Genomic DNA, 19,566 nt, shown 5'->3' with positions numbered 1-19,566 from the left:
AATGCCTCAGCTTAAGGCTTTTTTTGCGCTTTATTATATCCATAGCAACAGGTTCATGCCGACCCAGTTTTTGACCTACATGTTCATGCATGCTGACGGTTGGCACCTCTTCAGCAATATGTTTGGGCTGTTCATCTTTGGGCCTTTATTGGAACAATTTCTTGGCCCTAAAAAGCTTTTGACCCTATGGCTGGTATGCGGAGTAGGTTCCGGTTTACTTTACTCCGGATATACCGCATACCGTATGGGTCAAATGGATAATACCATAAGCGAATTCTACGGTAATCCCAGTCCGGAGGGATTCAGTGCATTTGTCAAAGATCATCCTGCTTTTTTCAAGTCAGGGGTATATGATTTTATAGATGCTTACAGCAGGGATCCTGAAAATTCCAATTTGATACAGCGTGCCAAGGACAATTTGATAACTGTCCGTGAAATGCAGTCCAATGTACCTATGGTAGGTGCTTCAGGGGCATTATTTGGGGTTTTGATTGCATTTGCCATGCTGTTTCCAAACACCCAGCTGTTTTTATTGTTTCCACCTATGCCGGTGAAAGCCAAATATTTGGTCTTCTTTTATGGCCTTTACACAGTTTATAACGTAATTTATAACAACCCAATGGACAACGTAGCCCATTTTGCCCATTTGAGTGGATTGGTAATCGGGGCTGGTCTGATTTGGTTTTGGAGAAAAGACAGAAAGAGTTTCTATTAAGACAAAAATATGTACGGAGGATTCTGGGACAATTTGAGGAATGCATTCAGGCATAGTAACAATAGCCTGTATAAGATATTGGCCATCAATATTCTGGTCTTTTTTGTGATGGTGGTTATTAGGGTTTTCTTCACCTTTTCTGGTGCAGGAAACCTGTATGAAAGCTTTAGGGGATTTTTGATGATGCCTGCGGATTTGAGCGTATACATTGTTCAGCCCTGGTCCATCCTTACTTATATGTTTTTCCATGAAGGACTCTTTCATATCCTCTTCAATATGTTGTTCCTGTATTGGTTCGGGTTATTGGTAGACCAGTACCTAGGCAGTAGGAAGCTGGCCAATTTGTATATACTTGGCGGCTTAGCAGGAGCAGTCCTTTATGTGTTGATGTACAATATTTCACCGCATTTTTCCGAGGTTTTGCCTTTTGCCAAAATGCTTGGGGCTAGTGCTGGGGTCTATGCGGTGGTTGTTGGTGCAGCCACTTTGGCGCCAAATACTACCTTTCAACTCTTATTGCTTGGCCCTGTCAAAATAAAATACATCGCCATTTTTTATGTGGTGATTGCTTTTGTGAACTCAGCAGGAAGCAATGCAGGGGGAGAGTTGGCCCACTTAGGCGGTGCGGCAATGGGGTATTTTTATGTCACCCAACTTCGCAAAGGAAAAGATTGGGGACGAGCCATTCAGGCGATAGGCATATTTTTTGAAAAATTACTTGAAAAAAAACCGAAAGTTAGGGTTTCTTATCGCCGTAAGAAAACCTACTCAACTACTGAGAATTATAAATCAGAAAAGGCCAATGCCAAGCCTACAAGCAGTCCTAGTACTTCCGGAGCGCCAAGTCAGGAAGAGATAGACCTGATTCTTGATAAAATTGCTGAAAAGGGCTATGATGGCTTGAGCAAAGAAGAAAAACGTAAGCTATTCGAATTCAGCAAGAAGTAGGTATTATAGCTGTTTGGTTCCTATCAGTATCCCCCGACCTTGAATACCAACCCGACCCGCAAAACAGGTTGTCGGGTATTTTGACTTTGGATCTTAAATTCAGTATTTAATCCAAAATTTGCAGCCACATCCAAAAAAGCACCTAATCCAAAATTTCCTCCTGCCCGTGAAAGGGTAGTTCCGGGTAAGCCAGGTTGTGCATTTATCCAAAGGTTGTTGTATCCTCCCAATACATATATTTGCGAAACCCCCTCGGTGAGGTAATACCGCAAGTCCATATTCAAGTTAAAACTTCTTCCGAAGTCTGGGAACCAATAGGTAAAGCTCGGAGCCAAGGAAAACCTATCCACAAATAGGTATTCAAGTCCTGCATGGGCGCCCAAGTCGTTGATTTGTAATTTGTAGTCAGGACCAATCTGAATCCTGAAATCTCCTTGTTCCTGGGCCATACTAAGCCCCGTTATCCAAGTAAAGAGTAGGGCAAAAATGAATTTTTTCATAAGCAAATATAAAAAAATCCCTAAACCTCCAAAAGGCTTAGGGATTTGAGGAACTTTTCTAAGGATTTACAACTCCTGTTCCAGGTAGCTCAACCTACCAAAACGGTCCATTCCCTGAACGACCACTTTAAATTTTTGAACCACATCATTGTTGAAGAATTCAATGTTGGCACTGTTGTCAGTCCATTGGATTCTTGGATTCCAGTAAAGGGTGGTTCTGTAATCAGGAGCCGGAGAATTTTCTTTATTATAGCTTGGGATGTAAAATTCCTTAGATACGGAGTAACCCGGGAACCTTACATTGAGAACTCCATCCCCAACAGACTCCATACCTGCCCCACGTTTGCTATATAAGGCAATGGCTCCATTCGCACCCCCTGCGCCAAAGACTGCCAAAGTTGCGGCATCTTTAAAGATCTCTACTGCAGCCAAATCTCTGGGTGGGATAGAACTTGCAAAGCTGGCATCAATGGGCACATTGTCCAATAGGATTAAAGGTTGTGTGCCTGCCTGTACAGAGCCCACACCGCGGATACGGATGGAAGGGGCGCCCGATAATGGATCGGGGATGATCCTTACACCAGCAAACCTTCCCTGAAGGAGTTCCCAAATATCCCTGAAAGCCTCAAATCCACCGATGTCTGAGGGAGTTAATGATGCATCCCCTTTCCCGTACATGCGGGTAATCTGCTCCTCTAGAGGGTCAAATTTCTGACTCTCCAATACAAATTCATCGATCTGGATTTCTCCGACATCTCCATAGGAAGCCTCGGCAGTTTTTCGCTTATCTGCGGTGATGAGGTATTCCCTGACTGAAGGTGAGATTTGAAATTGGTCGATTTTAGGGTTAAAACCAGGCCAGTTTGCATATTTAGAAAGCGGTGGATCTAATGCTAGATTCACCAGCTCCTTGTGTCTTCTGTCATTGGCAGATAAGGTCAATAAGGTAGTATCCTGAAATTCGAGGTCATCTATGATGAACTTCCCGTTTTCTCCAAATTCAACAGCTAAGAAATCCTCAGTTGATCCTTTGGAAAAGACGTTGATAAGACCGCCTGTCAACCCTCTTCTGCCTTCATTTTTTGGGGTAATTTGGCCAGTGATATTGATTCCTTGCTCAATGAAGTTCTTGTTTTCTATTTTGCCATCAAGTACATCTTGCCAGTTGAATCTTCTCCACCCATGGGTAAGCATGACGAGGTCAATTCCTGCGTCGTCTCGGGTACTGCCGAAAAACTGTTTGGGTTGATGGATGGTCCCTTTAAGCTCTGATTCTAACTTAAGGTAGGAAATGATATTAGAGTTTATCTCTCCCGGCAGTTCGGTGGCATCAACGATAGCTATAGAATAGTTGCCTCCTTCAAAAGCTTCACCACTTATATGCAGTTTCCAGGAGTTTTTACCCCTTGGCCGAGTATTAACTTCTGTTGCTTCCAATTCAAGATTTATATTTTGTTCTAAAGCTATATAGGCCAATCTTTCCGCCATAGGCGTACCGTCCGGTTCGAAAACTGTCACCTGATTGATTCCATTGGGTAGTTGACTTTTATTGACCCTTGCTCCGGTTACGCCATTCCGTAAGTCCAATACTTGCATGTAGCCTATCCGGCCCCTTGCATGAATAACCAGTAAAGCTTCTCCGCTCGGTGAAATATCTAAAAAGTCTTTGGCCTGAATAAGCACATTGAGTAAGTTGGGGTTGGAATTGTCTACAGCCAGGTTGATGCCTTTGGATTTTACTTCCCCAAGTGGCTTGATAAACTTCCCAGCACTACTTTCCAATTCTACTCCGATTTTATTATCGAGGCTTGGATTAATGGTGAATTGTCCCAAACCGGAAGCATTGGTTTCAAAAGTAATTTCATTGTCTTCGGACAATATTCTTCCCTTAAGTTGTATTGGCGACCCATCAGGATATATGGCTCGTACTGCTACTTTATTGTTGAAACCTGCGATCAGGTCTCCTCCTTCAGGCAAAAACTGTACATCCAAGCTGGAACTTGGGAAAGGGAGAATAAATTTTCTGGAAATGCTGTAGGCTTCATTTTCTTCTTGGATCAATTGCAAGGCCATTACCTGCTTGAGTTCATCTGCCTGAAGGTCAAAGGACAAGAAATGTTTACCCTCTGCGTCAAGTTCGAAATTTCCAGATTGTAAGACCTTTTCCCTGTTAAGGAGCTCATATTTAAGATTCTCCCCTGCTAAAGCCTGAAGGGCGTTGTTAACAGCCCTTATTTCAGCAGTGTATCTTACTTTCAAACCTTCTTCTTTTAAAGAAAAGCTTACCTCAGGCTGAAATTTCAGGTTATAAGGGTCCATGACTTGAATACTTGTCTGGAAAACCGCCTCATCTCCAAATCCTTTCAGCCAATAGGAATAGGCTTTGATATGGTATAATCCTTCTCTGGTAAATGGATCGAGTTTTATGTCTCCAAACCCATGCCCCTCCTCCATTCTTATTGTTTTTTGTTGGAGGAGGTTACCATTATTGTCAAGAAGATCAACATAAAGCACTTTGCTAAGAGGAGATGGGACATCAGGACTTCCTGCAGTAAGAAAAGCGGAGAACCAAATGTTATCTCCAGCAGCATAAAGGTTTTTGTCCAAGTGTAGAAAAACTTTTTCCTCCGGGATTTCATCCACATAATACGCCATCATGGAGATTATTTTTTCAGTCAGCTCATTGATCCCCGGTTTTTTTTGAAATGATGTGAAAAGGTAAGTAAATGGAATTAAGAGCAAAAGAATAATGTACGGTACTTTCTTCATTGAAAACAATTTTAATTAAGTTAAACTAGTAGTTCGTGTGCTTTTTTAAAACGAACAATGGAAAATTTAGTTTTTATTATTTTGGCAAAAAAAAAGGAGGGCTGCCCCTCAAATTTTTTCACAAACAAGAATAACTATTAAATTAGAATATACAAAAAAATAGGGAGATTAATCTAGGGGAAATCTTTATTTGGGTCTGCTTAAAGTTTGCTACCTAATAAGGTATTCAGGATATTATTGAATTTGGGCCACTTCGTTTTTATTGGCCAATTGACCGCAGGCGGCGTCAATGTCTTGTCCTCTGGATTTTCTGACCTTTGCAATGATGCCTTGGTCTTCCAGTACCCGGACATACATGTCTACTGCTTCTTGGGAAGCTTGCCTGAATTCGCCATCATCTATGGGGTTATATTGGATGATATTTACTTTTGAAGGGATGATTTTACAGAATTTGGCCAGTGCTTTGGCATGTTTTTCATCGTCATTGATGCCTTCCCAGATAACATATTCATAAGTGACTTTTCTCTTAGTTTTTTGGTACCAGTACTTTAAGGCTTCCGCCAAATCTTCCAAGGGGTTGACTTCATTAATGGGCATCAGTCTGCTTCTGGTTTCATTAATGGCTGAGTGGAGGGAAATGGCCAAATTGAACTTTACCTCATCATCTGCCATTTTTTTGATCATTTTAGGTATACCTACGGTGGACAAGGTGATTCTTCTGGGAGCCATTCCCAAGCCTTCTGGTGCGGTGATTTTATCTATGGCCTCGATGACATTGTTGTAGTTAAGCAAAGGTTCCCCCATACCCATAAATACGATATTGGTCAGTGGGCGATTGAAATAGGTTTCAGCTTCTTCTTTGATGGCCACTACCTGATCGTAGATCTCATCAGGGTTGAGGTTACGCATTCTTTTTAATCGGGCCGTGGCACAAAAATTACAGTCAAGGCTACAACCAACTTGGGAAGACACGCAAGCGGTGATTCTTTTTTCTGTAGGAATCAAAACCGACTCTACGATTTTATGGTCAAACAACTTGACCGCATTTTTTATGGTGCCGTCCGCTGAATGCTGCATCAGGTCTACCTTGACGTGATTGATGGAAAAGTTCTGCTTGAGCATTTCTCTGGTTTCCTTAGAAATATTGCTCATGTCATCAAAATTCTTGAGGGACTTGTTCCAAAGCCAGTCATAAACCTGCTTGGCCCGGAATTTTTTATCTCCTTGTTCGATAAAAAACGTTTCAAGCTCCGCCAGGCTTAATTTTCTGATGTCTTTTTTTTCGGTACTTTCCATGGTACAAAGGTAAGTAAATTTAACCCGAAATATGCACTAGAGCTTCTATTACGAAACCTAATGCATAATTCGGTTTAAACCATAATTAGGCTATTACAGGTCCAGTTGCCTGCGGTACATCTGAATGGTGTTTTCCAATCCATAGTAAAGGGCATCACATACCAAGGCATGTCCGATTGACACCTCGTCCAAAAAGGGTATGCTTTCTTTTAGGAATTTGAGGTTGTGCAGGTCCAGGTCATGTCCTGCGTTGAGACCCAAGCCCAATTCCTTGGCCAAGTGAGCCACTTCCACATAGGGTTTTACTGCCTTTTCTTTATCTGTAGGATATAAAGTAGCATAAGGTTCAGTATACAATTCCACCCTATCAGTCCCTATTGTCTTAGCGGGTTCAAAAAACTTAGGATCCGGGTTGATAAAAATAGAGACCCTAGTGCCAGTTTCTTTCAATTCTGCTACGATGTCCTTCAAGAATTCCTGATGGGTGATGGTGTCCCAGCCACTGTTGGAAGTGATGGCATCCGGTGGATCAGGGACCAAAGTAGCTTGGATAGGCTTTACCTTTTTGATAAGCTCCATGTAGCGTTTATCAGGATAGCCTTCAATATTAAACTCCGTATGAAGTACAGGAGCTAAATCCAAAACATCTTGGTACCGGATATGTCTTTCGTCGGGTCTTGGGTGAACAGTGATGCCCTGAGCCCCAAAGCGCTCGCAGTCCAGTGCCACTTTTACCACATTGGGGTTGTTACCGCCACGTGCATTTCGCAGGGTGGCGATTTTATTAATATTTACACTGAGTTTGGTCATTTTCCTAAATTATAGGGTATTTTTGTACAAATTTACACCTATAACACAAAGAACAAGACAATGAGTTTAAAGGCAAGTGTAGAAAGTGAAATTAAAAAAGCCATGTTGGCCAAAGACAAGGACAGGTTAAGGGCCTTAAGGGCCATTAAATCCCTGATTTTGTTGGAAGAAACCAAAGGAGGTGCTACCGGTGGAATTTCCCAAGAGGAGGAACTGAAACTGTTGACCAAAGCAGCAAAGCAAAGGAAAGACTCTGCTGGTATTTATAAGGAGCAGAACAGAGAGGATTTGTTCGCAGTAGAAATGGCTGAGTTGGAAATTATCAATGAATTTTTGCCAAAGCAGCTTTCTGAAGAAGAGCTTGATGCAGCGCTTAGAAAAATAATTGCAGAAGTCGGGGCAGAAGGGCCCAAAGACATGGGTAAAGTGATGGGGGCTGCGACCAAAGTTTTGGCGGGTAAAGCAGACGGGAAGTTGATTTCCCAAAAGGTCAAAGCATTGCTGGCATAAGTTGTATTGGAAGTAATAGATATATTCATATTGGTTTTTTTGGCCATTGGAGCCTACAGCGGCTACAAACAGGGGTTTTTTATCAGCATTCTGTCTGTAGTCGCTTTTATCGTTGCGCTGATTTTGGCTTTTCATTTTATGGATTGGGGAGCCCAGCAACTTGCCCAACATGTCACGGAACTGACCTTTGTGTTACCCTTTGTTGCATTCATCATGATATTTTTGGGGGTAGTTCTCATCATCAGAGCTTTGGCCTTTTTGGTCAAGAAGACTTTGGACTTTACCATTTTGGGATCAGTTGACAATATGGCCGGAGGTGTTTTGGGTGTTTTGAAAACTGCCTTCATTCTGAGTTTTTTCTTATGGATAGCGGATTCCCTTGAGTTTAAAATCACAGAAGAGTGGACGGCAGATTCCAAGTCTTATCCTATCATTCAACCTTTGGCACCGGTTGTAATCAGTTTTCTGGATGATTATACGCCGATCATTTCCAAAACTGTACAGTCCATACAAACTTTGGTAAATTTAAGTGCTGATGGTACTGCTGATTAATAATTTTGATTCCTTTTCCCATATGTTGGCCGATTACCTGCGTCAGTTGGGGATGGAGCTGCATATTGTCCGTAACGACGTAGATCCTACCACTTTATTGGACCGGGAATGGGAAGCCTTGGTTTTGTCTCCTGGCCCTGAAACACCTGATAAAGCGGGCAACTTGATGACTATTTTAGAGCAATACGTGTATGAAATTCCGGTTTTGGGTATCTGCCTAGGGCATCAGGCATTGGGGCAGTTTTTTGGGGCTTCTTTGGTCAAAGGGCAGCAGCCGGTGCATGGGAAAGTCCATCAGGTTTTTCAAAAACGAGCACATCCTTATCTGGGAAGATTACCGCATCAATTCCATGTGACCCGATACCATTCCCTTGAGATCAGGAACCTTCCTCAGGAATTGGAAGTATTATTGGAAACTGATCGGGGTGAAGTAATGGCTTTTTCCCATCATCAGCTTCCCATTATGGGCATACAATACCATCCTGAGGCTTACCTTACTGAGTTTGGCCTGGAAATTTTGGATAATTGGTGGAAGGAGTGTCTGGCATATAAGGTGAAAATTTACTTCTGAGAATTCAACATTTAGGAAAATGTTGAATTCTCAGAATGACGGGGAAAACAAGATGTCATTCTCTCCTCTGTAAATACCAAATTTTAAATTCACAGGGTGACGCATTCAGTTATCTGCATTGATTAAGCGTTTGATTTTCTCTATTTTTAACATAAACTTCGACACACATGAAAAATACGCTGCTTCTTTATTTCCCTTTTTTTATTTGCATCTCCCATGCTTTTGCCCAATCGGATTCTGTTGGTAAAGTGGTTCCCGGAATTGAGCATTTTGAGTTTGTTTTTGAGGGAGAAATGCCTTTTGAACAGTGTCATGCTTCTTCCATTGAAGTATTAGGGGATGGTCGGTATATGATGGTTTGGTTTGCGGGAACCCACGAAAAGAATGATGATGTAGGCATTTGGATGGCCCAGGGGCGGCCTGGCAATTGGTCTTTCCCCAAACTATTGGTCAAAGTAAGAAATGATGCGCATTGGAATCCCGTTCTTTTCCAAAATCCTGCAGGAAGACTGTTTCTTTACTTCAAAGTAGGTAAAGAGATAGACGATTGGGAAACATGGTACATCCATTCTGATGATTTGGGCAATACCTGGTCAAATCCCGAAGAACTTATGCCAGGTGATCAGGGTGGCAGAGGACCCGTTAGGAACCACGTCCTCGTCTTATCCAATGGAACTTGGTTGGCCCCCGCATCTATTGAAAAGAACAGGGTTTGGAATGCTTTTGTGGATGCTTCTTCGGACTATGGCAAGACTTGGGTCAAATCTGACACACTTGAGCTTGACCGGCAGTTGATTAATGGAGAGGGGGTGATACAGCCAGCTTTATGGGAATCATGTCCGGGTCAGGTACATATGCTCTTGCGGACATCGACGGGAAAAATTGGCAGGTCTGATTCCAATGATTACGGGGAAACTTGGTCTCCGGTGTACTTGACTGACCTTCCCAATAATAATTCGGGGATAGATGTGGCCCATATGGGAGGAAAGTCCTTGGCGTTGGCCTATAACCCTGTAGGAAAAAACTGGGGATCCAGATACCCCATGACCTTGGCCATTTCAGAGGATAATGGGGATTCTTGGCCATTTAAAATAGATATTGAAGTTGGGAAAGAGGGCAACGAGTTTTCCTATCCTTCCTTGCTTTATGAAGCAGGGCATTTGGTTTTGTGCTATACTTGGAACAGAACCAATATCCGTTTTGTGAAGATTAGGATGTAATTAGGGTTAAAGGTTAAGTGTTAATGGTTAACGGTTAGGGGGCCAGATTGTAAAGGGAAAAAGAGCCAAGGCAAAAGCGATGCACTGCGATGTGGTGAGCATGTCGAACCAAGCTTGTCGAAGTGGCAAAAGGCAAAAAAGGAAGTATTATTGGCTAAACGAAAACCCTGATGTGTGGCTATTGGGCCCTGCCCAAATAAAAAAAATAGGCTGTCCCGATTTATGAGACAGCCTATTTTTTTATCAAATCTTGGTACTTAGTACTATAAATACCTATTTTCCTGAATCAATCAAGTTCTGATTTCTTCTTTAAACTTCGATGCTCTTTACTCTTGGATCTTGGTTCTTGTTTCTAAATATCAAACGTAATTATTCAACATCACCGGCATCACCAACATCAGGATATCCTCATTTTCTGAGGTGTCTGAAGGTACGATCAAGCCTGCACGGTTTGGTGCAGAGAATTGTAAAGTGACTTGCTTGCAATCTAGGTTATTCAACATTTCGACCAAGAATTTGGCGTTGAAACCGATTTCAATATCCTCTCCATCATGCTCGCAGGAAAGTCTTTCATTGGCTTCATTGGAAAAGTCTAAGTCCTCTGCAGAAACCTGTAGCTCACTGCCTGTCAATTTCAGTCTCACCTGATGGGTGGTCTTATTGGCATAGATGGCAATCCTTCTGAGAGAGCCCAAAAAGTCCAATCTATCGATGGTCATATGATTGGGATTGTCAACGGGGATGACATTTTCGTAGTCCGGAAAGCGCTCATCAATCAATCTACAGATCATTTTGATACTGTTAAACTTGAAATACGCATTGGAGCTATTGAATTCTACAGTAACAGGAACATTCTCAGACGGAAGGGTAGACTTCAATAAGTTGAGCGCTTTTCTTGGAATAATTAAGCTTGCCGCATCAGCAGAAGCGACATCTACCCTCCTGTACCTGACAAGTCTGTGCCCATCTGTAGCTACGAATGTAGCATTAGTGGCACTCAGGTTGATGTATACCCCAGTCATGGCAGGCCTCAATTCATCATTACTTGTAGCAAAGATGGTATTGCTAATTGCAGAACTCAGCACCTCTGTGGACATATCCACTGCCGTGGCATTTGTAACAGCTGCAATTTTTGGAAAATCGGTCGCATTTTCACCCGCCAGTTTATAACGGCCATTATCTGAACTGATTTCTATGCTATATGTATCATGGTCAATACTGAATGTAACCGGTTGCTCGGGTAGATTTTTAAGTGTTTCGATCAGTATTTTTGCAGGAACTGCAATGTTACCGTCTTCTTTAGCTTCTACCTCGATTTCAGTCATCATAGAAGTCTGCAGGTCAGAGGCAGTGATCGTCAGTTTTCCATCTTTAATTTCAAAAAGAAAGTTTTCTAAAATTGGAACTACTGGGTTGGTGGTCACTACGCCGTTGATGGCAGAAAGCTGCTTCAAAAGAGCAGAAGAAGAAACAATAAATTTCATATAGAAAGGGCTTATGTTTTTGCTGTAATTTGAACAGGGTAAATTTATAAATAAAATTATAAAAGCAGCCTTTTGGCCTTAAAAATCCTTCAAATAATCAAAGGTTAAAGCAAAAGTCTGTCACCTTTGTTTTTTTACGACAGATCATGAAAATCTCTTTTTCCTAAAATAGGCCCATAGCAAGCCCAAAAAGATAAAGAAAGTTACCGGGGCAATGGTATTGATCAATTGCCATTTCACTTTTTCCTCTCTGACTTTTAACTTGTTTAAAGGCCTGATCTGAAGGGTTTTGGTACGGGTAGCCATGATGCCGTCCGGCTCCAATAGATAATTTACAGCATTCTGCAGTAGCTGTCTATTGGCATATTGCGTATTATTAAATGGATCTTCCCCAATAGGTAAAGGATTGCCGTCCATAAAGCTCTTTTGGCTCTTAAATAGTTTACTGGTAGCGGCGACTAAGACTTTTCCATCTTCAGATATTTCCTGGTAGGTGCTGCGGTCAACCCCATCTGGAAGGAACCTGTTTCTGAACAAGGAGTTGAAACGCCCTTCCAACAAATAAAGCAAGGGTAAATTGCTCAGACCAAATGCTTCCATATCGGGTTCTTTGGCCATATCCTCAAAGGCAATCCTTACGGGTGCTGTTAATTTTCTACTATACTCCGAACCAAAAATTAAGGGAGTTTTTACTACGCCATCTGCTTTAACTGTATCCAATGAACTACTGAAGCGGAACATCACCTGGTCAAGTCCTTTGGTGATAGGATGTGAAGCCATACGGCCTGCAGCGATGTAAAAAGGCCATGGCAAAGGAATGATTTGCTCCTCGTCACCAAAGTAACCTGCTACCACAGGGTGGTAACCAAAGTTCAGGTCCTGAATGAAGTCCCTGTTGATCCTTATGCCATACCTGAAAAGCAATTGATCCAAACCATGTTCTAAAGGCAAAGCCACCGTGCCGTCTCCACCAGCTTTTGCCATGTCATAGTCCAAGGCATCCACAAGAATTATGAGCTTGCCGCCTTTCATCAGGTATTGATCCAGGATGTAAATTTCTTTATCAGAAAAACTTTCCTTTGGTCCTGCGACAATAATTATATCAAAAGGATCTAGGTCCTCTGGCTTGGAGGCCTGTTCTAGGGGTATTTTGAAGACTTCATGAAGGTCAACCAGTGCTTCTACGACGCCAAAACCATCATCTTCCTCCATCTCTCCTTTGCCTATGGTCATACCAATGGAAAACACCTTTTCTGTACTGATTTTCCTAATGGCCTGAATCAGTTCATACTCCAGGTTTTCTATGGAGAGGTTCAGCTTTTCATCTGGCCCCATACCCCTTTCCCCCTGAAGTAAAAGGGCTCCTGTTTCATAAGCCTCATTTCTTACCACTACTCCCGGGAAGATCAATCGTGTTTTTTGTCCTCCATCTTCGGTAATGAATAAATTGGTGGGATTGATCCCGTATTCAGCCAATCCTACGATATAGTCCTCACGGATATCTGCAGGAAGGTTGAGTGGATCTTCATAATAAAAGCTGATTTTGTAAGGACTATAGGCATTGAAGGTACGGATTGTCTCTTCTATCGAGCGCTGCAATCGGCGCATGCCTCCAGGAAGTTGGCCGGTAAGTAATATTTCCACTTCCACAGGCTCCTGTAAGGCTTCCAACACAGCAATACTTGACGGGTGCAGGCTAAATCGCTTTTCTTCCGTCAGGTCAAGCCGGAAAGGAAAAATCTTTACAAAGGCCCAAATCAACAGGATGCTGCCGAATAGCAGGAGCAGTTTTTTGGATTGGGGAGAAAGCTTTCCTTTTTTCATTTTTTTCTAATGATTATTCCGGTTAGGCCCAACATCAAGACAATCATCATAAGGAAATAGCCTAGGTTTTGGCCATCAATCACACCTCTCGCCATGCTCTGGTAATGGTAACTCAAGCTGAGTTCCTCTAAAAAGAGTGCCAATGGACTCATGATATTGAGCTGTACCAAAGCTGTGAGTCCAAAATACATCAGGAAGCAGATGAAAACACCCCAAACAAATGCCACCATTTGGTGAGAGGTCAAGGAAGACCCCAAGATGCCTATCGAGGCAAAAACAGCCCCTATCAAGAATAGCCCTATCCAAGAGCCAAAAAAACCTGCATGGTCAATATTGCCTCGAGGCTCGCCTAATTCCACCATGCTGAAGTAATAGATCAAGGTAGGTAACAGGGCGATAACAATCAGGCTTAATGCCGCTAGGTATTTGGCCAGGATGATTTTATTGATGGATAAGGGTGAGGTCATGAGCAGTTCCCAGGTTCCTGACCTTTTTTCCTCAGCGATCATTTTCATGGTGATGGCCGGAATTAAAAACAAAAAAACATAAGGGGTATAAAAGAAAAGGGGTTCCAGGTCGGCGAAACCATATTCCAAAACCGAAGTATCCGGAAAAACCCATACTATCAGTCCTATGGAAACCAGGAAGACAGAAAGTATCAGGTAGCCGCTGAGGTTGCTGAGAAAACCATTAATTTCTTTCCAGTATAAGGCACGCATCGTTAACTACTTTGGGTGATTTGGTGAAAAATACTTTCCAGGTTGCGCTCTTTCACCTGAATGCTGAGTAGGGTGAGTCCTTTTTTCTGAAGCACTTGCAGGGTTTGCTTTCGGCCTTCGGGGCTATCATTCACTGCGATTTGAATGGCCGTTTGTTCCTTATTTTGAAAAGAAACCTCTCCGATCGGTGTAAACCATTCCAATTCCAACTTTTCTTCAACCTCTAAAAGCAAAATGGATTTTCCGGAAGCTTGTTTCAGGTTTTTCAATTGGTCAGCAGCCACGATTTTTCCCTTATTGATGATCACCACCTGGTCGCAAAGCATTTCTACTTCCTGCATGATATGGGTGCTTAGGATAAGGGTTTTGTTCTGGCTGATGTCCTTGATAAGTTTCCTGATTTCGACCAACTGATTGGGATCGAGTCCTGTGGTAGGTTCATCTAGAATAATCACCTTTGGGTCATGGATCAGCGCTTTGGCCAGCCCTACCCGCTGCCGATAGCCTTTGGAGAGTTGACCGATTTTTTTGTGGGCCTCTCTTTCCAGTCCACATAAGGTGATCATTTCCACTATGCGGGATTGAAGGGTTTTACCGGACATGCTGTAAAGTCCACCAATAAAGGATAAAAACTCTTTGACATACATGTCGAGGTACAAGGGATTATGCTCTGGTAGATAGCCAACCATACGGCTGGTTGCTTTGGGTTTTTCTAAAACCGATAGTCCATGGATTTTCACATCTCCTTCATCAGGCAATAGGTAGCCGGTAGCAATTTTCATGGTGGTGGATTTTCCCGCTCCATTGGGTCCCAAGAAGCCAAGGATCTGCCCCTTTTCTGCTTTAAAGGAAATGTTGTCTAAAGCTTTTTGTTGCCCGTATATTTTACTCAGTTGGATTACTTCTAAGGACATGCAGTGCAAATTATGGGGCTAAAATAGGGAGAAATATGAAAGTCTAAAAACCAAAAAAGGCTTCAATGAAGCCCCTGTGAAAGAAAGTACAGCCAAAAGCTGTCTGTCTCGATTGATATTAAACCTTACAAGTGCTAATATAAGCCACAGAAACCGATTTTGCAAATTCTTACTTATTGCATTTGTGACAGGAAAAGAACTTGTTTCGGTCAAAGAATTATAATGAACTACAAAATTATAATGAACCACAAAAGTGACAAAAGGGGACAAAAAAAGGTGATTCAAAGAGGGTGTGGGACCGGAAGGACTTTTGTGACTGTTGTGTTCTTTTGTGTTTAAAAATATGAGCATGTTTCAGGCAAAGAATTATAATGAACCACAAAAGTGACAAAAGGAGACAAAAGAGAGGTGTTCATAAGAGTTTGGGTGACTAGATAGCTTTTGTGACTATTGTGTCCTTTTGTGTTTAAATTTTTGAAATATTTTTAATAACTTTATAGTTATACGGTTTGTGATTTTATTGACTTTAAACTTTGATTTTTATGAAGCCTACCAAATCCATCATTAAAGACCTTACTTACAAAATTAACGGCGCTGCAATTGAAGTCCACAAAAACTTAGGGCCAGGATTGTTGGAAAGCGTTTATCACCAGTGTTTTGCTTACGAGCTGGAGCATAGAGGTTTGCATTTTCAATCTGAACTCAGGATTCCCATTGAATACAAAGCCCTATCTATTGAATCAAAATTGAGATGTGATTTTTTTGTTGAAAACTTGATCACCGTGGAGTTAAAAGCTTTAGATGATATTCCACCAATAGCTGAAGCTAAATTGATCAGTTACATGAAACTCTTAAAGTCCCCAAAAGGAATTATGTATAACTTTAATGTTATCAACCTTTACCATGAAGGCCAAAGAACGTATGTGAATGATTTCTTCACTTATTTAGATGATTGATTTATGAACCACAACCTGTCCCGAAAATCGGGAAAAGAGACAAAAGGGGACAAAAAAAGGTGATTCAAAGAGGGTGTGGGACTGGAAGGACTTTTGTGACTGTTGTGTTCTTTTGTGTTTAAAATATTGATCTTATATAGTTTTCAGGCTTTGATTTTTTTAGTCATCAAAACTGATATTGATAAAACTGGCGATGCCGAAGCGGACACCACTTCTGAGGTAATCGCCATTTTCAAAACCGGCACCAAACTCTACCCTGAAGATGCGGAAAAGGTTATCCAGTGAGTATCCCAACTCCCAGTAATGCGGTGAATTTTGTGTTTTGAGGTAGTTGAAGAAAATGTTTTCCCGGACACCTGAGAAACGCAGCATGGGCAGTTGGGTCAACAGGAATTTTCTAAACTGGTAATGTACAATGGCACTGACATATTCTGTTTGGGTACTGTAGCGGTAATAATCCATAAACCGGTAATTGGCAGCTACACCCATATTGGCAAAAATGGTCCTGTTACCCCCAAAATGTTTGAAATCCATAAAGTAAACCCGGTTGTTGTTCAAAAAACTTCCTGCCTTTAGGTTGAAATCCAGTTTACCGCTTACCCCAAAATTAAAAAAGTGCTCAATTCCTGCTTCCAGCCAATCAAAATCTGCGGCCAAGGGATCATTGGCCAAAGAAGGTATAGCTTTGGTGTAATGCAGGTTGACCAATGGGGCAGAACTAAAGATGGGCCGTTTGCGCCCGTTTCGGATGCTATATTTCAGTCCGGGACGCCATTCAATAGAGTTTTGCCAAATAAAGGCCCTGTGGTCTTGAAATGTTCCCGGTTCCGATTCAACATTGTCCGGTTGATTAGGGGTATACACCCGTTCAGGGCGGTTATACCAACTGTAATCACTGTTATTTTCCAAATGGGTCCTTTGCGCGTAGGTAATGCTTCCCCGGTAAGTCAGGGATTCATTGAACCTTTGGTAGAAATAACCCTTGATAAAATCCTGTTCATAAAGTTTCATGAAATTCTGCCTCAGGAACAAGGAATAGAGGGCATTGACTTGTTCAGAGATAGGATTGTCGGCATTAAACTGAAAAATATATTTTCCACCTGTTAGACCAAAGCTATGGGCTTTTGGGCCTTGTGTTACGGATCTTCTTATTTCAAGTTGGCCATAAGGTTGTTGACTGGAAAAACCATACCTGAACTCTGGCCTGAAGTTCCATGACCTGACATGATTGGTAACAGAATCAGCCATTTTGGTGGATTTTTCTATCCTGTAAAAGCCTGCTAGACCAAACTTGAAACCTTCTACTGTATTAAAGGAAAACCTTGTGAGATTGCTGTGGAATCCTGCGGACCTTCCTTTTCCAAAATAGTACCGCCCTCCGGTCAGAATATCTCCCGGGCTGAATTTCCTTCTGGATTTTCTGGCCACAGTATCGACTTCTGAGGTTTTTGCAGCTTCTACTACCGCTAGGCTATCATCCCTTTGGTAACCTCTGATTTCCTCTTCCGTGAGTTTGATAGGTCTTATGCTGTCCCAGTAATCCAAACTTCTTTTGGTTGCCATGGAGTCAATATTATAGGTTCTTTCCGATACGACTTCTAAGTCCTCCCTTTCTTTTTGGGCCTCCTTTTCATAGGCATTGACCATTTTCCGGAAATCCTTGCGGGTCATTTGATCCGCTTGGGCCATTTGTTCCAAGGTACTCAGGCTTTTATCCAACTTTACCACATCTTTTGGGACTTCATCTACCTTTTCATCAATGATTTTGGTTTCAACCAATAGGTCCGGGTTGAGGGTGATTTGGTAATCTTTGGTGGAGGCCAGGTATTGGTATTCACCTGCAAACCCAAAAATCTTTCCGCTAAAGGTGTAAGTGTGGGTGGAGGGCATCCATACATTTTCTGCTACCGGTTGATAGAGTTGCTTGATGCCAATTTGAAATCCCAAAAGAGAAGTGGTCAAATCCAGGCTATGGATAGCCCATAAATTTTCTATGATATATATGTGTCCTTCAAAAACCCGCTCTCCTCTTGACCTAGGGGTGACCCTGACCTTATTGATCATCACATCTCCCTCTATAAAGGAACCTTCGTATTTAAATCGGTAATAAGCAAATGCTGAAGGGGAAAGGGGAGAGACCGCCTCATTGATTTTTGGGTTGTAAAAACTCGTCGCAATGTAAGGAGCAGGGGAGATGTTATTGTCATCACCAGTGGTCCGGATACTGATGACCTTTTCTTCGACAGTGTTGGGTTGGCGGAAGGTGATTTGGGAAACAGATTCCGTGGTATAGGCCTCATTGAGTTTGAAACCATCTTTTTCCAGCTCTTTTTTCAGGAAAAAGGGGGCATTGGTCAGTTTTCCTGTGCCTTTTAAGTAAACCATCATGCTGTATTCCTGCACTTGTAGCCTGTGGAATTTGGCTTTTGAAATGGCTTTTCTCATAATGGTCAATGCCGGATCTTCCTGGTTGGTTTTTACCGTGACTTCCTGTAGGGCATATACCTGTTCTTTCAAAGTGAAATCAAGGGTAACCCAGCCTTCCTGCACAAGGGCTGTTTTTACCTCTGTGGCAAAGCCCAGGTATTGGGCGACTACATCATAGGCCCCGGGCCTGAGCTTTAATTCAAACTCCCCGTTTTGATTGGCAGGTATGCCTTCTCCAATATTCCTGATATAAATAGAAGCAAATGGCAGTGGTTCTCCTTTTTCGTTGAGCACTTTTCCTCTAATCCCTTGGGCTAGGAGTGCTTGCGTAAAAATCAGGAGAAGCAAAAAGGTGATTGTGAAAATAAATGGCTTCTTAGCAGGCATCATCTGAATAAAAATCAAGTGTGAAATCCTTTTGAATGCTTTATGATCTTGCTGATCAATGGTATAAAGTTACAAGAGCTCGAAGATAAATAGTAATGTGAAGGTTCAGAAAAATATTTTTATATTTTTAGTTTTTTTAACATATAATTTAATAGTTTGCTAAAAAAAGGCACCATGAAAAAACTTACTTTACTTTCCGTCTTTTTGATGAGCATGCATTTATCATTTGCCCAGCAAACCGAATTTGGAATAAGGTTGGGCCCTAGTCTGACCACTTTTGGTGGAGGCGATTTTAATTTTTATGAATTTAGGTTTGGTTTCCATGCCGGGGCTTTCGTAGGGTTGGAGCTGTCTGATAAATTGGTCTTTGAACCCGGTATCCAATTTGCGAGAAAAGGTGCGACTAGTCCAATCATAGGAGCGGGAGCTATCGGCTTGAGGAATGATTACCTGGATTTTCCTTTGTTATTAAAGTTGCGAACAGGCGAAACCTTTTATGTTTTTGTGGGGCCACAACCCTCCTTCCTATTGAATTCTGCCTTGGTGTTTGAAGAACCAGGGAATAAGGTCACCTTAAAAGGTGGTGCATTGACGGATTTATGGCTCGGATTTGATTTTGCTGCTGTTTTGGGGTTTGGTATAAATATCAAAAAAGGCTTCGGTGTTCAGCTAAGCTATGAACATGGGGTAACCAATATATCGAAAGATGACAATTTATTCAATAGGGGATTTAAATTGTCCTTTCATAAAAGTTTTTAGAAATACATAAGCCCGCACTACAGTAAAGTCGATACAATTGGTAGGGAATTGAGGATAAAAGTATGTTTAGGCGAAAAATATTACAAATCTCCTTGTATGTCCATATTTTCAGCTTTCTCTGGTTTGCCCGTAAAATCTTATTTGGATTTTCACTTTTTTAATAAAAACGAAAAATTTTAACTATTCGAAAAGTTCAAACGTTTTC

The 19,566-nt window shown here is 41.8% G+C and carries 17 protein-coding genes; 8 read left to right on the top strand and 9 right to left on the bottom strand.

Going from position 1 to position 19,566, the window contains the following annotated elements:
* Nucleotide 1 precedes the first annotated feature (1 nt).
* Together B879_RS12995 and B879_RS12990 are read left to right on the top strand one after the other, a co-directional pair.
* The gene (locus B879_RS12995) at nucleotides 2-715 is read left to right on the top strand and encodes a rhomboid family intramembrane serine protease (protein ID WP_009185649.1); all 714 of its coding nucleotides are present in this window, start codon (nucleotides 2-4) and stop codon (nucleotides 713-715) included.
* Between the two features lie 9 nt (nucleotides 716-724).
* Nucleotides 725-1,663, top strand: coding sequence for a rhomboid family intramembrane serine protease (locus tag B879_RS12990; RefSeq protein WP_009185648.1), 939 nt, complete (start codon nucleotides 725-727; stop codon nucleotides 1,661-1,663).
* Nucleotides 1,664-1,686: 23 nt separating this feature from the next.
* On the opposite strand, the gene B879_RS12985 is transcribed toward B879_RS12990, so the two are convergent.
* The 4 genes from B879_RS12985 to B879_RS12970 form a co-directional block, all read right to left on the bottom strand.
* Nucleotides 1,687-2,163, bottom strand: a complete 477-nt coding sequence (locus tag B879_RS12985; RefSeq protein ID WP_040400638.1) for a hypothetical protein — start codon at nucleotides 2,161-2,163, stop codon at nucleotides 1,687-1,689.
* A 66-nt stretch (nucleotides 2,164-2,229) separates the two neighbouring features.
* Nucleotides 2,230-4,932, bottom strand: coding sequence for a TonB-dependent receptor plug domain-containing protein (locus B879_RS12980; protein ID WP_009185646.1), 2,703 nt, complete (start codon nucleotides 4,930-4,932; stop codon nucleotides 2,230-2,232).
* Nucleotides 4,933-5,166: 234 nt separating this feature from the next.
* On the bottom strand, nucleotides 5,167-6,228 hold the full coding sequence (gene rlmN / locus B879_RS12975; protein WP_009185645.1) for a dual-specificity RNA methyltransferase RlmN: 1,062 nt from the start codon (nucleotides 6,226-6,228) through the stop codon (nucleotides 5,167-5,169).
* A gap of 93 nt (nucleotides 6,229-6,321) precedes the next feature.
* Nucleotides 6,322-7,038: a pyridoxine 5'-phosphate synthase gene (locus B879_RS12970; RefSeq protein ID WP_009185644.1), complete on the bottom strand. Its 717-nt coding sequence runs from the start codon at nucleotides 7,036-7,038 to the stop codon at nucleotides 6,322-6,324.
* A gap of 60 nt (nucleotides 7,039-7,098) precedes the next feature.
* Here B879_RS12970 and B879_RS12965 point away from each other — a divergent pair, with 60 nt between their 5' ends.
* The 4 genes from B879_RS12965 to B879_RS12950 all read left to right on the top strand — a co-directional run bounded on the left by B879_RS12965 (nucleotide 7,099) and on the right by B879_RS12950 (nucleotide 9,891).
* A complete protein-coding gene (locus B879_RS12965) occupies nucleotides 7,099-7,548 on the top strand; it encodes a GatB/YqeY domain-containing protein (protein WP_009185643.1) in 450 nt (149 codons plus the stop codon).
* 6 nt (nucleotides 7,549-7,554) lie between these two features.
* Nucleotides 7,555-8,100 carry a CvpA family protein gene (locus tag B879_RS12960; protein WP_009185642.1) on the top strand — a complete coding sequence of 182 codons (546 nt, stop codon included), beginning with the start codon at nucleotides 7,555-7,557 and terminating at the stop codon, nucleotides 8,098-8,100.
* Nucleotides 8,084-8,671 (top strand): anthranilate synthase component II, encoded by a 588-nt coding sequence (locus B879_RS12955; RefSeq protein ID WP_009185641.1) that lies wholly within the window; start codon nucleotides 8,084-8,086, stop codon nucleotides 8,669-8,671. The genes B879_RS12960 and B879_RS12955 overlap by 17 nt, the downstream gene beginning before the upstream one ends.
* A 167-nt stretch (nucleotides 8,672-8,838) precedes the next feature.
* Nucleotides 8,839-9,891, top strand: a complete 1,053-nt coding sequence (locus B879_RS12950) for a sialidase family protein (protein WP_009185640.1) — start codon at nucleotides 8,839-8,841, stop codon at nucleotides 9,889-9,891.
* 359 nt (nucleotides 9,892-10,250) lie between these two features.
* On the opposite strand, the gene dnaN is transcribed toward B879_RS12950, so the two are convergent.
* From dnaN to gldA, 4 genes are all read right to left on the bottom strand, one after another.
* Nucleotides 10,251-11,375 carry a DNA polymerase III subunit beta gene (dnaN, locus tag B879_RS12945; protein ID WP_009185639.1) on the bottom strand — a complete coding sequence of 375 codons (1,125 nt, stop codon included), beginning with the start codon at nucleotides 11,373-11,375 and terminating at the stop codon, nucleotides 10,251-10,253.
* 144 nt (nucleotides 11,376-11,519) lie between these two features.
* Nucleotides 11,520-13,199 carry a gliding motility-associated ABC transporter substrate-binding protein GldG gene (gldG, locus tag B879_RS12940; protein WP_009185638.1) on the bottom strand — a complete coding sequence of 560 codons (1,680 nt, stop codon included), beginning with the start codon at nucleotides 13,197-13,199 and terminating at the stop codon, nucleotides 11,520-11,522.
* Entirely contained in the window at nucleotides 13,196-13,918 is a 723-nt protein-coding gene (gene gldF / locus B879_RS12935) for a gliding motility-associated ABC transporter permease subunit GldF (protein ID WP_009185637.1), read from the bottom strand. Before gldF ends, gldG begins: the two co-directional genes overlap by 4 nt.
* Nucleotides 13,919-13,920: 2 nt before the next feature.
* Nucleotides 13,921-14,832 carry a gliding motility-associated ABC transporter ATP-binding subunit GldA gene (gene gldA, locus B879_RS12930; RefSeq protein ID WP_009185636.1) on the bottom strand — a complete coding sequence of 304 codons (912 nt, stop codon included), beginning with the start codon at nucleotides 14,830-14,832 and terminating at the stop codon, nucleotides 13,921-13,923.
* A 542-nt stretch (nucleotides 14,833-15,374) separates the two neighbouring features.
* On the opposite strand from gldA, the gene B879_RS12920 reads away from it, so the two are divergent.
* Nucleotides 15,375-15,788: a GxxExxY protein gene (locus B879_RS12920; RefSeq protein WP_009185634.1), complete on the top strand. Its 414-nt coding sequence runs from the start codon at nucleotides 15,375-15,377 to the stop codon at nucleotides 15,786-15,788.
* 159 nt (nucleotides 15,789-15,947) lie between these two features.
* Here B879_RS12920 and B879_RS12915 read toward each other — a convergent pair whose 3' ends face one another.
* Nucleotides 15,948-18,605: a DUF5686 and carboxypeptidase regulatory-like domain-containing protein gene (locus B879_RS12915; RefSeq protein ID WP_009185633.1), complete on the bottom strand. Its 2,658-nt coding sequence runs from the start codon at nucleotides 18,603-18,605 to the stop codon at nucleotides 15,948-15,950.
* 171 nt (nucleotides 18,606-18,776) lie between these two features.
* Between B879_RS12915 and B879_RS12910 the strand changes: the two genes are divergently transcribed.
* A complete protein-coding gene (locus B879_RS12910) occupies nucleotides 18,777-19,361 on the top strand; it encodes a porin family protein (protein WP_009185632.1) in 585 nt (194 codons plus the stop codon).
* The last annotated feature ends 205 nt before the right edge of the window (nucleotides 19,362-19,566 follow it).

It is taken from the genome of Cecembia lonarensis LW9, from assembly GCF_000298295.1.
In the GTDB taxonomy this organism is placed as follows: Bacteria; Bacteroidota; Bacteroidia; order Cytophagales; family Cyclobacteriaceae; genus Cecembia; species Cecembia lonarensis.
This window is presented reverse-complemented; position numbering and strand designations above follow the sequence as displayed.

Bases quoted from the DNA above. Each gene is read 5' to 3' on its own strand.
- B879_RS12965 (WP_009185643.1), top strand. From the start codon at position 7,099: ATGAGTTTAAAGGCAAGTGTAGAAAGTGAAATTAAAAAAGCCATGTTG.
- rlmN (WP_009185645.1), bottom strand. From the start codon at position 6,228: ATGGAAAGTACCGAAAAAAAAGACATCAGAAAATTAAGCCTGGCGGAG.
- B879_RS12910 (WP_009185632.1), top strand. From the start codon at position 18,777: ATGAAAAAACTTACTTTACTTTCCGTCTTTTTGATGAGCATGCATTTA.
- dnaN (WP_009185639.1), bottom strand. From the start codon at position 11,375: ATGAAATTTATTGTTTCTTCTTCTGCTCTTTTGAAGCAGCTTTCTGCC.
- B879_RS12915 (WP_009185633.1), bottom strand. From the start codon at position 18,605: ATGATGCCTGCTAAGAAGCCATTTATTTTCACAATCACCTTTTTGCTT.
- B879_RS12980 (WP_009185646.1), bottom strand. From the start codon at position 4,932: ATGAAGAAAGTACCGTACATTATTCTTTTGCTCTTAATTCCATTTACT.
- B879_RS12920 (WP_009185634.1), top strand. From the start codon at position 15,375: ATGAAGCCTACCAAATCCATCATTAAAGACCTTACTTACAAAATTAAC.
- gldA (WP_009185636.1), bottom strand. From the start codon at position 14,832: ATGTCCTTAGAAGTAATCCAACTGAGTAAAATATACGGGCAACAAAAA.
- gldF (WP_009185637.1), bottom strand. From the start codon at position 13,918: ATGCGTGCCTTATACTGGAAAGAAATTAATGGTTTTCTCAGCAACCTC.
- gldG (WP_009185638.1), bottom strand. From the start codon at position 13,199: ATGAAAAAAGGAAAGCTTTCTCCCCAATCCAAAAAACTGCTCCTGCTA.
- B879_RS12955 (WP_009185641.1), top strand. From the start codon at position 8,084: ATGGTACTGCTGATTAATAATTTTGATTCCTTTTCCCATATGTTGGCC.
- B879_RS12995 (WP_009185649.1), top strand. From the start codon at position 2: ATGCCTCAGCTTAAGGCTTTTTTTGCGCTTTATTATATCCATAGCAAC.
- B879_RS12985 (WP_040400638.1), bottom strand. From the start codon at position 2,163: ATGAAAAAATTCATTTTTGCCCTACTCTTTACTTGGATAACGGGGCTT.
- B879_RS12950 (WP_009185640.1), top strand. From the start codon at position 8,839: ATGAAAAATACGCTGCTTCTTTATTTCCCTTTTTTTATTTGCATCTCC.
- B879_RS12970 (WP_009185644.1), bottom strand. From the start codon at position 7,038: ATGACCAAACTCAGTGTAAATATTAATAAAATCGCCACCCTGCGAAAT.
- B879_RS12990 (WP_009185648.1), top strand. From the start codon at position 725: ATGTACGGAGGATTCTGGGACAATTTGAGGAATGCATTCAGGCATAGT.